Source organism: Mediterraneibacter hominis, assembly GCF_014287475.1.
Classification (GTDB): Bacteria; Bacillota; Clostridia; order Lachnospirales; family Lachnospiraceae; genus Mediterraneibacter; species Mediterraneibacter hominis.
Map to the genome: position 1 here is coordinate 235,770 of NZ_JACOPF010000003.1, position 12,028 is coordinate 247,797.

The window sequence follows — 12,028 nt, forward strand, 5'->3', positions numbered from 1 at the left end:
GCATGACAAGACAACCAAATAGATTTGGCGGCGGGGCTAAGACGAATGCAAATGGACTGCATTTTGAACAGATGACACGTTTAGCGGATGCTTTGACAGATGCAGGATATGGCGTTCTAGGGCATAAGGTATTTAAAGATGGACAGGAAATCGGGATGTGCCTGCCGCAGAAAAGCTTATATACATATTTTTTAGTACCACATGGGATAGATTACAAGGAATTTAATTCAAAAGAGTGGCATCCAGATGAAGTGTTTGTGAATTATGAGAGAAAGACAGCGTATATCATTGAAAAGAAATTTCAGAATTGTGCCGGCTCTGTAGATGAGAAGCTGCCGGGCTGTCATTTCAAAAAGTGGGAATATGAGAAATTATTTGCCCCTTTAGGGTACCAGGTTGAATTTATTTATATTTTTAATGACTGGTTTAAAAATCCAAAATATGAGGACATTCTTCAATATATTTCGGATATGGGATGTTATTATTTTTATAATGAAATACCCTTGTTTGCCCTTGGGCTGTCTTAGTCAGCGGTTCTTGTGGTTTTATCTATATCATGGTAAACTATATGGATAAAAAGTAGTTTTAGTAAGAAATTTATAAGCAGAGAAAGGATATACCAATGATAAAAGTGAAAGAATACAGCGGACATATCCGCAACTGGAAAGTATTGTGTGAAGAATTGAAAATTGCTCCAAACTTGTCCAGAGAGGTACGCGAAGAGTTAATTCTGCTAAAAGCATATGAAACCTGGGGTTGTGATATGGGGAATCATTTGTATGGAATGTTTGCGTTTGCTCTATGGGATGAAGAAGAAAAGAAGTTATTCTGTATGCGGGATCACTTTGGCACAAAACCATTCTATTATTATGAGACAGCAGACGGGCAGTTGCTGTGCAGCACGAGTATTCGAAAAATTATGGAACAGCCTGGATTTGTAAAAGAATTGAATGAGGAAATGCTGCAGATTTATATGAGTCTGACTTATGTCGCAGGAGAAAATACGTTTTTCCGCGGATTAAAGAAACTGCTGCCGGGACGGTATTTGGTCTGGCAGAACCGGAAATTGAAAATAGAGCGTTACTGGACGCCGCAGTTTTGTCCGGACGAGAGCAAGACTTTGGAGGAATGGGCAGATGAAATTCACACTACAATCGGACGGATTATGCCGGAGGTAAAGGATGAGAACGAAACGGCGGAATCCTTCCTTTCCGGAGGAGTAGATTCTTCTTATGTGCTTGCTATGTCGGATGTAGAACTGACAGACTCCTGCGGGTATGAAGAAGAACGATTTGATGAATCAGGACTTGCAAAGCAGACAGCGGATATATTGGGAAGGAAAAATGCAAGGTGTCTGATTACACCGGAAGCATATTTTGGAATTGTGCCTTATGTGATGTACAACATGGAACAGCCACTGGGAGATGCTTCTGCGATTGCCTTTGCGCTTGCGTGCCGGGCGACAACGGAACACACAAAATTGTGTTATTCAGGGGAAGGCGCAGATGAATTTTTCGGTGGATATAATATGTACCGGAATGCAGAGCGTTATGGAGAGAATTTAAAAACATTTTATGTCGGCAATACAAATATTATGAAGGAAGATGAGAAGCGTAAGATTCTTAAAAAATACGATCCAGATGTGCTACCGATTGAACTGGTACAGGGAATCTATGAGGAGACAGAAGGCTTAGATCCGCTTACTAAGATGTCAGATGTGGACATTCAAATCTGGCTGGAAGGGGATATTTATCTGAATGTAGATAAGATGAGTACAGCGGCAGGCTTGGAAATCCGTATGCCTCTCACCGACAGAAGAATTTTCGATATTGCCTCCCGTATGCCGTCCAGATATAAGGTGGACAGCGAGCAGAATAAAGTGGCATTGCGTACTGCCGCGGCAAAGGTGTTGCCAGAAGAGATAGCATTTCGCAAAAAGCTGGGCTTTATCGTACCGATTCGGATTTGGATGGCGGACGAGCGTTATAACCAGGATGTGCGGAAAAAGTTTAACAGTGATATGGCAGAGAAATTTTTCCACGTAGATGAAATCAATGCGATATTCGATGATTATGTAGGCGGAAACTCAGATAATTGGAGAAAGGTGTGGACGATCTATACATTCTTGGTATGGTATGAGGAATACTTTGTAAAGAGATAGAGGTTTTATTCTGTGGAGCGTATGAGGAGGTATCTGGCAGATGTTCTCCTGTTTACGCTCCATATGAGTATATACGGCGATATAAATAGCTTTGGCAAGCAAATACCCTCTCTTTATCGACCATATGTATCCTTGTAAAGAGAGGGTAAGTATTAAATAGACGTTAAGAATCAGATTGTCTTCAAAACATGCAGAAGACGTGTATTAGCCTCCGGATCCATGATACAAAAGCGTACAAATTCTCCCTCTAAGCACTGGAAGGAGGAACAGTCGCGTATCATCAGTTCATTTTTTATGCAAGTCTCAAACACATCAAAGGACGTGACGTGTTCTTTTTGGATTTTAAGAAGCAAAAAATTTGCAAAAGGCAGATAGGTTTTAAAAGCGGGGAGTTTTTTAATTTCCAGATACAGTCTGTCGCGTTCGGATAAAATAAGCTCTCTTGTGCGGAGAATATATTCTGTATCCTGAAGCATCTTCTCACCGGCAAATGCGCCTATACTGTTCAAAGACCAGGGAATCTGTTTTTCTTTCATTTTCTTTAAAAAGTCTATATTTCCTGTGATACCATAACCAAGCCTAAGTCCTGGGGCAGCAAAAAATTTAGAAACACCGCGCAGTACCATGAGATTTGAAAATTCCCGCGTCAGTGGGATGGCGGTTATGGAATTTATGTCTGGGGCAAATTCAACGTAGGTTTCGTCAATCATAACGAAAATATTTCTGGCTATACAGAAGGTAAGAATTTTCTTGAGCTCCTCTTGCGAAATAGCGGAGGAGGTTGGGTTGTTAGGATTACAGAGGATCAGAAAATCATAGCCTTCTTCGAGGGTATGGCATAAATCATCCACATCCAATTTAAAATCCTTCTCTTCCTGTAAATGATAGTATTCTTGCGTACTGCCGGAGAAAGAAAGCTCACGGGAGTATTCGGAGTAAGTAGGACCTAAAATCAAAGTTTTAGATGGATGTTTCTGTTCAATCAGAAGAGAAATCAGTTCACTAGAACCATTTCCAGGCAGGATAAAGTCAACAGGAATATGACAGTATTCAGAGATGGTCTGTCTAAGAGAAGTATAGTCTCTGTCAGGATATGTGGAGAGTATATCCAGATGGCTGGACACTGCTTCTTTAACGCGGGAGGAAAGTCCAAGTGGATTGACATTTGCTCCGAAATTAACAATATTTTCTCTTTTTAAACCATAATGAGAACAAATTTTTTCTATATCACTTCCATGAAAAACCATTTTTGTATTCATTTAGCTTCTATGCTCCTTTTATCATTCCCTAAAGGTATATTTTTTCATTCTGTGCTCAATTATAGCATAATTTCAGGGATGTGGTAAACGATTATAAAACAGGAGTATGGGAATCACTTTTTGCTGCTGTAAACAAAAAATGATACAATCATAGAAGGATAAAGAGGAAAGGCAGGCGTAACGAATGGCATTGTTTGCGATGGGGGATCTCCATCTTTCCTTTACGGTTCATAAACCAATGGATGTATTTGGACAGGAATGGAGAAATCATGTAAAGAAGGTTGAGAAATATTGGAAAAGAAAAGTTCGAAGAGAAGATACGGTAGTTCTCACAGGGGATTATTCCTGGGGACGTAATCTGGAGGAGTGCAGAGCAGATTTAGAGTTTATTGCTTCGCTTCCTGGAAGAAAAATTCTGCTTAGAGGCAACCACGACATGTTCTGGGATGCAAAGAAAACAGAAAAACTCAATGAGCTATACGGTGATCGTCTTTTCTTCCTACAGAATAATTTTTATACATATAAGGATTACGCACTGGTAGGAACAAAAGGATACTGTTATGAAGGAAAGGACAGCTTCTCGCATTTTGAAAAAATAAGAGAAAGAGAAATGGCGAGACTGCGTGTATCTTTTGAGGCTGCAAGGGCAGCCGGATATATGAAATATATTATGTTTCTGCATTATCCGCCTACCAGCATAGGAGAAATGAAAAGCTGCTTTACAGAGACAGCTGAAAAATATGGCGCTGAAAAGGTCATTTATTCACACTGCCACGGAAGGGCGCGATACCATGACAGCTTTTTAGGAGAAGTAAATGGGATAGAATATCGCCTGGTATCTTCAGATTATTTGCGTTTTAAACCGGACATGATTTTGAAGGAATAAGAGTAGATGTAAGTGATACGTGCAGAAAGGAACAAATGAGGGGGAAAAGATATGAAAATGGAACGACTGATTGGTATATTGGTTACTCTGTTATCGCAGGAGAAAGTCACAGCGCCGCAGCTGGCAGAAAAGTTTGAAGTCTCCAGAAGAACTATCAGCAGAGATATTGAACATCTCTGCCAGGCGGGGATTCCGGTGATGACTGTACAGGGGAAAAATGGGGGCATTTCCATTATAGATGGGTATAAAATAGATAAAACACTGCTGACCTCTGCGGATATGCAGGCGATCCTTACAGGCTTGCAGGGTCTGGAGAGCGTATGCAGGAATAAAAAGTACCAGCAGATAATGGAGAAGCTTTCAGTGGGAAATCCTAATATTCTAACATCTAACCAGCATATTTTGATCGACCTGTCCTCCTGGTATAAGGCATCTTTGGCACCGAAGATCGAGTTGATTCAGACAGCAATTACGAGTCGGAGAAAAATACAATTTTACTATTATTCGCCGCATGGAGAAGGGATGCGCATAATAGAGCCGCACAAACTTATTTTTAAGTGGTCCTCTTGGTATGTGTGGGGATACTGTGTAAGGAAAAAAGATTTCCGCCTGTTCAAACTCAACAGACTGGCAGAACTTAAAATGACGGGGCAGGAATATGAAATACGAGAGCTTCCTGCTTTAGACATGAGCAGTGAAAAACTGTTTGCTGGTAGTTTTACTGTAGAGGTGCGTTTCGAGGCGAGCGCAAAATGGCGTGTTATCGAGGAATTTGGAGCAGACAGCTTCAGAGAACAAAAAGACGGCACGCTTTTATTTTCCTTTGCGTTTACAGATGAAGAGAATCTATTTGAATGGCTGTTGAGCTATGGAAATCGGGCAGAACTTTTGAAACCAGAAGAAATGAGAAAGAGGTTGAAAGAAAGAATAAAAGAGATGGAACAGAGGTATGAATGAAAAAGATTAAAAACATGACATACAGATGACATGTTTTATATGTTATGCTAGCGTCGATGTACAAGGAGAAATACGGTCGATGAAGGACAAATTTAAGCCGCTTTGCCGTTACTTTCGCTTCGCGTACGTCTCTGTACGCGTCGTTCAAGCGCCTAAAAGAGGCTTAAATTTGTCTTTCATTTTGTGCTCTGAGGAAAGGAGGAAAGAGAATGGCGTGCAGTCCTGAGTTTATTCAATATATAACGGAACAGCTGAAAAATGCAGGCAGGATTACCTGCCGTAAAATGTTTGGGGAATATGGGATGTTTTTAGATGGAAAGATAGTGGCAATTATCTGTGAAGATCAGCTTTTTTTGAAAGTGACAGAAGCAGGGCTGAAAATGTATCCAGAATTAAAAGACAATCCTTACTACGAAGGGGCATCTGCTTCCTATCGTTTGGTAGAGGAGATAGACGACTCAAAATGGTTGTCTGAATTGGTACAGCGTACATGGGAAGAACTTCCCTTTCCACGTCAGAAAAAGGCAGGGCAAAACCATAGAAGAAAGTCTGCGAAGAAAAGGTAAAAGGGAACGCAGAACTGGAAAAGAAGCAGAAGGTGACAGAAATAAGGAGGAAAAGAGATGGAAAAAATAGATTATAAAAAAGTATATAAAGAGCTGTACCAGCCAAAAAAAATTCCGTCGTTAATTAAAGTGCCGGAAATGGTATTTATACAGGTGGAGGGCAGCGGCGATCCAAATAGCAGTGTGGAATATAAGAAATCAATTGAGATTCTTTACGGGCTTTCATACGGGATAAAGATGAGCAAAATGGGCGGTACCTGCCTGAAAGGATATTTTGACTATGTTGTGCCTCCTTTGGAGGGATTGTGGTGGTGCCAACAGGAGGCATTTAATGGGAAGAATATCAAAGACAAGGAGAAGCTGAACTGGATTTCTATGATACGTCAGCCAGAATTCGTGGATGAACAGATTTTCGAGTGGGCAAAAGGAGAATTAAAGAAAAAGAAACCGGAGATAGATTTTTCAAAGACGAAACTTGTGACCTGGGCAGAAGGACTCTGCTGCCAGATAATGCATGTCGGCCCATATGACGCAGAGGCGGCAAGTATTGGAAGGATGGAGGCATATATGCAGGAACAAGGATATGAAACAGATATAAATACAGATAGAAAACACCATGAGATATACCTGGGGGATCCGCGCAAAACAAGACCGGACAGACTGCGGACAATATTGCGTCATCCCGTTCGCAAAAAATAAGAAGAAATTATACCTTGTCAGGCGAAGCCTGCCGTCCCGAAGGGAATGTATTACGGTATGCCCTTCAGGGCATAGTTTATCTCGCAGTTTTGGGCAGAAAAAGAGAGGAAAATAGGAAGTCTTGGAAGTATGCTTTGTATAGGAAGGGAGAGGAAAATGGACTGGATTGAAAGCTGGAATCAGGCGGTACAGTATATAGAAGAGCATCTGACAGAGGAGATAGATTATCGTGAGGCAGCGCATATTTGCTGCTGTTCTGTGTATCATTTTCAGAGGATGTTTGCTTATATGGCAGGGATATCACTGTCAGAGTATATACGCCGACGAAAAATGTCGCTCGCGGCAATTGATTTACAGGATAAAAGCACAAAGATTATAGATGTGGCATTTAAATACGGATATAGCTCCCCGACGGCATTTAACAGGGCATTTCAAAGTGTACACAGTATTGCTCCGTCCGCTATGAGGAAAGAGGGGGTATCGATCCGGTTTTATTCCCCTATTACCTTCAAAATTACAATAAAAGGAGTAGAAGAAATGAATTACAGAATGGAAAAGAAAGAAGCATTTTGCATTACAGGAGTCGTAAAACCTCTGCGCCGAAAACTGGAAGAGAATATGAAAATAGTTCCTCAAATGTGGGATAGTGTAGTAAAGGATGGTACGATTGCGAAACTCTGTTCTAACATGGAGCCTGAAAAGAAAGGAATACTGGGAGTAAGTATCTGCAATGACCAGGAGGAATGGAGGTATATGATTGCGATTGCTGGGGAGAAGACATTGTCTGGGATGGAAGCCTATGAAGTACCGGCGCATACCTGGGCTGTGTTCACAGGAAAAGGAGTATGCCCGCAGGCAATCCAGGAGCTGGAGAAGCAAATATATACAGAATGGCTGCCTTCCAGTGGATATGAGTATGATTTTGGTCCGGATGTAGAGTGGTATTTAAACCCAGATCCGAAAAAGGCAGAATTTGAGGTTTGGGTGCCAGTGAAAAAGAAGTAGGAAAATATAGAGTTTGTAATAGACTCCTAGTATCTATCGATTGTTTTTGTGAAAGAAAACAAGATAGATGCTGGGAGCTTTTGTTGTAAAAATATCTATTTGTTGGATAAAAATTTAAAAATAATTTATGTATAGTGGGAATAGTTTGATAATTTGATTGACATAGATATAATTTATGATATTATTTAATTATATTAATAAATATAGTTAAATAAAAGAGAGGAGAAAATTATGAAAAAGATTTCTGTGATGTTGGCAATGATTTTACTTGTGTCTCTGATTGCAGGCTGTGGTAAAAGCGGCGATTCAGAAAAATCAGACGAAACGACTTTGAGTATCTGGTATTGGGGTGAACAGGAAGTGCCGGGCTACAAAGCGTATATGGAGGAAATGGTAAAACGTTATGAAGAAAAAAATCCAGATATCAAAGTGGAAGCAGTGCTTCAGGAGAGTGACAATCTTTATACAGCATTCAGAACTGCTGAAGCCGCATCAGAGGGACCTGATATTCAGTATATGTGGGGCGGAACACAGGCAATGGAAGATGTATGGAAAGGAAATGTTGCACCTTTGAGTGATTATATATCTGAAGAGGAATTATCTGTTATTCCTCAGTCATCTCTTGCACAGACAAATTGGGACGGGAAGCAGTGGGGAATTCCTGCATATGGATTTACATATGGAATTGCGTATGATAAAGATGCAATGCGGACTGCAGGAGTAGACCCTGAAAATCCGTTTACTACATGGGAAGAATTTATGGATTGTTGTGAAAAGCTGAAAAATGCAGGTATCACGCCACTTGGAATGGGGCTAAAGGATGGATATTTACCGGCATGGATTGGGATATTTCTTGGACAACAAAACTTAGACAGTGTAAATGATATGATTTCTCTTATGAGTGGGAAAGAGAGCTTTACGGATGAGAAATATGCAGAATGGTTGGAAAAGATAGTAGAGTTAAAAACGGCTGGTTATATAAATGATGATATTTTATCATTAGATTTGTATCAAGGACAGCAACTGATTGAGAATGGCAAGGCGGCCATGACTCTTCATACGCAAGCTTATGCAGTTTCGTTAGAGAAATCTATGGGAGCTGACAAAATAGGTTTTGCTAAGGCGCCTGTATTTGGAACAGGAAAACTGGCAGATTCTGTAGCTACACCGAGCCAGGTATATGTAATTCCTAACAGTGCGAAACATAAAGAAGAAGCTGCAGATTTCTTATTGTTTTTACAAGAGGAAGAGAATATTAAATGTCTATATGAAATGGCAAATGCGATCATGCCTAATAACAATTTTAAAGAAGAATGGGTTACCAGTGAAATTGATAAGAAAGTTCTAAGTTGGCAGAAAGAATACAATAATTTTTGTTACCAGTTGTATTTTGCGCCAATGTTTGAATCAGATGGTTTGATTCCAGTTGTTCAGAAAATGTTTTCGGAAGATTTACCAGCGGATGAAGCGGGGAAAGAATTGGATGCAGCTTTAACTAAATGCATTGAACAGAATCCGGAAGTACATGAAGCATTTTTAGAGTGGAGCATAGAAGAGTAATTGAAGAAGGGGGTCGCACGAATAATTTAGTGCGACAGCCCCTTTCAAAAAGAAAGGGACAGATATGAAATCGAAAAATAAAATGAAAAAATTTACCCCGTATTTCTATATACTGCCTACATTTATTATTCTAATTATAGTCATTGTCATTCCGATTATTTATGTGATCATACAGAGTTTTTATTCTACCTTTGCAAATGAAAATATTTTTGTTGGTTTTAGAAACTATCAAATAGCCTTTGAAGATGAATTACTGTTTATTGCTTTGAAAAATAATATAAAGTTGTTTTTATGTGTCCCTATACTGACAGTATTATCCTTGGCGATAGCCTCTGTTTTATATAATAAAATAAAGGGCTGGAGATTTTACCGAAGTGTTATTTTTATTCCTTATATACTTGCTATTCCTGTAGTAGGTATTGTGTTTTCCTATCTGTTGCAGTATAACGGAGTGATAAATTCAATTTTACGCGGAATCGGGTTTAGCGATTTGGCAATGGACTGGCTTGGAAGTCCGGATTTGGCATTTCCAAGTGTAGCCGTAGTGATCATGTGGAAACAAATAGGCTTTGGTGTTGTCCTGTTTTTAGCGAGGATGATGTCTATCGATCGTTCTTTATATGAATCGGCAGACGTAGACGGAGCAACATGGTTTCAAAAATTTTTGCATATTACTATACCGCAAACAAAATCTATTATTGAATTTTATATCATTATTACTTTAATAGAGATGTTAAGCTGGGTTTTCAATTTTATATATGTTATGACAGCAGGAGGGCCTGGAAATAAAACCCTTGTGTTGGAATATCTGATATATAAAAAAGCGTTTGGCGGCGGAGACTTTAATATAGCGATGGCAATCAGTGTGATACTGCTGCTCATAGCCAGTGTTCTGATTATCATACATCAGATTGTTATGAGAAAAGAGGAGTGATAGAATGAAGCGAAAAAGAAGAGGCATGATTCCACAGCTTCTAATGATCCTACTAGTAATTGTCATTATATTTCCATTATACTTCATGACAATAAATTCGTTTAAAACACATGAAGAATATGTGAGTAATATGATCGGAATCCCACATACTTTTACAGTACAAAATTATATAGAGGCATTTCAAGGGAAACCGTTTGGACAATGGTTTATGAACAGTATGATTCTTACAGTAGCAGCGGTACTTATTACTGGAATAATAGCGCTGCTTGCAGGATATGCCTTTGCGAAAATGAAGTTCAGGGGAAGCAGGGCGCTGTTCAATATGATAGTGCCCCTGATGTCTGTTCCTCCTGTAGTTATGATCATACCACAGTTCCGGATAATCAAAATATTTGGTCTGGTAAATACACGTGTATCTGTTATATTAATATATGTAGGGATCATGTTGCCAATGACGATATATTTGATGAGAAATTTTATGAAAACAGTTCCGGATTCTTTGTTGGATGCTGCCAAAATAGATGGCTGTAGTAAAAGAAAAGCATTGACTTCAATTATGGTTCCATTAACCGTTCCGGCGTTGATAACCTCATCACTTGTAAATGTTGTATGGGTATGGAATGAACTATTAATTTCACTTGTATTTTTACAAAATGAAGATTTGAGAACCCTTATGGTAGGAATCACTTTATTTAAAGGACGATTTACATTAAATATACCTGTCATCATGGCAGGGCTGGTGATTGCGACAGTGCCTATTATAATCATATACATATTTGCACAGAAATATCTTGTGGAAGGTATGCTTGCAGGCTCTGTAAAAGAATAGCGTGCAAAGGAGGATATGCTTTGAAAATCTATAATCCAACAGATATAGGGGACAGAAACAAACTTTCTATTTTACGGCTGATAAAAAATCACGATGGAATCTCCAGACAAGAGATTTCCAAGAGATTACACTTAAGTGCTCCGGCTGTAAGCAACAATGTATCGGCTTTGATTGAAAATGGGATTGTATATGAAAATGGACGTGATGATACAACCCTGGGAAGAAAGCCGCGGCAGCTTAGCTACAGAGGGGATCTGTACTATGTAATTTCTGTAGAGTTGATGCCGAAAAAAGTTCGTGCGGGTATAGCGGATTTATATGGAAATATTAAGTTCTGGGAAGAAAGAGAAGTTTCAATAGAAAATGGCGTGAATGAGGTGTTGGCACAATTAGATACGGTGATAGATGCATTGATTGAGAAAAAGAAAAACGATATAGAAATAATAGCTATTGCTATAGGTGTACCAGCGCTGACGGGTCAAAATGACTTAAATGATTTATTTTCTACATATTTGTCCGACTGGAAAAATGTAGATTTGAAAGAACATATTTTCCAAAAATACAGAATAGAAGCAATTATTGTAAATGATGTAGAACTAGCTTTGATTGGAGAAAGAGAAAAAGGAGTAGGGAAAAAGCAGACGAATATTATCTATATTAAATATGGGGAAGGATTTGCTGCCAGAGCTGTCGTTGATGGATATTTGTTAAAAGGAAATAATATGGCAGCCGGAGAACTAGGATATTATTTAGAATCTCTGGAACAACTTACAGAAGGCTTTGTGTGTCCAGGAAGATTTGAACAGGAAATATGTAAGGATATTTTTTCAAAATATGGGGAGACGGACAGTCCCGCGGGACTTTTGGCGCATATCCAGCGTAAAGACAAAAATGCAGAGGAAATTGTTAAAAAAATTATACAGAAAATTGCGGTTGTCATTGCCAATACTGTATTGATGCTGAATTCAGAAATGGTAATATTAGGCGGGGTATCTCAGATCTTTACAGAGAAAAATCTGGCAGAAATTAAAGAGATACTAGAAAAGATCTGCCCTTTTGTTCCAGAGGTCGTTCCTTCTAAGCTAGGGATAGACGCTCCAATTATCGGAGGTGTAAAAGTGGCGCTAGATTATGCAGAGGAACAGATTGTTATGCTTTGGAAATCATAGAGA

At 39.2% G+C, this 12,028-nt stretch carries 12 protein-coding genes; 11 read left to right on the plus strand and 1 reads right to left on the minus strand.

Translation table 11 applies throughout. The features are described 5' to 3' along the window. Nucleotides 1–2 precede the first annotated feature (2 nt). Both H8S37_RS14010 and asnB read left to right on the plus strand, forming a co-directional pair. Nucleotides 3–527: a PD-(D/E)XK nuclease superfamily protein gene (locus H8S37_RS14010; RefSeq protein ID WP_186876679.1), complete on the plus strand. Its 525-nt coding sequence runs from the start codon at nucleotides 3–5 to the stop codon at nucleotides 525–527. Nucleotides 528–622: 95 nt separating this feature from the next. Continuing rightward, nucleotides 623–2,161: an asparagine synthase (glutamine-hydrolyzing) gene (gene asnB, locus H8S37_RS14015; RefSeq protein ID WP_186876680.1), complete on the plus strand. Its 1,539-nt coding sequence runs from the start codon at nucleotides 623–625 to the stop codon at nucleotides 2,159–2,161. 170 nt (nucleotides 2,162–2,331) lie between these two features. Here the strand turns inward: asnB and H8S37_RS14020 are convergent, their stop codons facing one another. Further along, nucleotides 2,332–3,420: a pyridoxal phosphate-dependent aminotransferase gene (locus H8S37_RS14020; protein WP_186876681.1), complete on the minus strand. Its 1,089-nt coding sequence runs from the start codon at nucleotides 3,418–3,420 to the stop codon at nucleotides 2,332–2,334. Nucleotides 3,421–3,604: 184 nt separating this feature from the next. Here H8S37_RS14020 and H8S37_RS14025 point away from each other — a divergent pair, with 184 nt between their 5' ends. From H8S37_RS14025 to H8S37_RS14065, 9 genes are all read left to right on the plus strand, one after another. Then, nucleotides 3,605–4,306 carry a metallophosphoesterase gene (locus tag H8S37_RS14025; protein WP_186876682.1) on the plus strand — a complete coding sequence of 234 codons (702 nt, stop codon included), beginning with the start codon at nucleotides 3,605–3,607 and terminating at the stop codon, nucleotides 4,304–4,306. A 51-nt stretch (nucleotides 4,307–4,357) separates the two neighbouring features. Next, nucleotides 4,358–5,263, plus strand: coding sequence for a helix-turn-helix transcriptional regulator (locus H8S37_RS14030; protein ID WP_186876683.1), 906 nt, complete (start codon nucleotides 4,358–4,360; stop codon nucleotides 5,261–5,263). A gap of 209 nt (nucleotides 5,264–5,472) precedes the next feature. Then, nucleotides 5,473–5,829, plus strand: a complete 357-nt coding sequence (locus tag H8S37_RS14035) for a TfoX/Sxy family protein (RefSeq protein ID WP_186876684.1) — start codon at nucleotides 5,473–5,475, stop codon at nucleotides 5,827–5,829. 57 nt (nucleotides 5,830–5,886) lie between these two features. After that, entirely contained in the window at nucleotides 5,887–6,528 is a 642-nt protein-coding gene (locus tag H8S37_RS14040) for a GyrI-like domain-containing protein (protein ID WP_186876685.1), read from the plus strand. A 156-nt stretch (nucleotides 6,529–6,684) separates the two neighbouring features. Continuing rightward, nucleotides 6,685–7,533, plus strand: a complete 849-nt coding sequence (locus H8S37_RS14045) for an AraC family transcriptional regulator (protein WP_186876686.1) — start codon at nucleotides 6,685–6,687, stop codon at nucleotides 7,531–7,533. 231 nt (nucleotides 7,534–7,764) lie between these two features. Then, nucleotides 7,765–9,093, plus strand: a complete 1,329-nt coding sequence (locus tag H8S37_RS14050) for an ABC transporter substrate-binding protein (protein WP_186876687.1) — start codon at nucleotides 7,765–7,767, stop codon at nucleotides 9,091–9,093. A 64-nt stretch (nucleotides 9,094–9,157) separates the two neighbouring features. Further along, nucleotides 9,158–10,027 carry a carbohydrate ABC transporter permease gene (locus H8S37_RS14055; RefSeq protein ID WP_186876688.1) on the plus strand — a complete coding sequence of 290 codons (870 nt, stop codon included), beginning with the start codon at nucleotides 9,158–9,160 and terminating at the stop codon, nucleotides 10,025–10,027. A gap of 4 nt (nucleotides 10,028–10,031) precedes the next feature. Continuing rightward, nucleotides 10,032–10,856: a carbohydrate ABC transporter permease gene (locus H8S37_RS14060; protein ID WP_186876689.1), complete on the plus strand. Its 825-nt coding sequence runs from the start codon at nucleotides 10,032–10,034 to the stop codon at nucleotides 10,854–10,856. 20 nt (nucleotides 10,857–10,876) lie between these two features. Beyond that, a complete protein-coding gene (locus tag H8S37_RS14065) occupies nucleotides 10,877–12,025 on the plus strand; it encodes an ROK family transcriptional regulator (RefSeq protein ID WP_186876690.1) in 1,149 nt (382 codons plus the stop codon). Nucleotides 12,026–12,028: the final 3 nt, after the last annotated feature.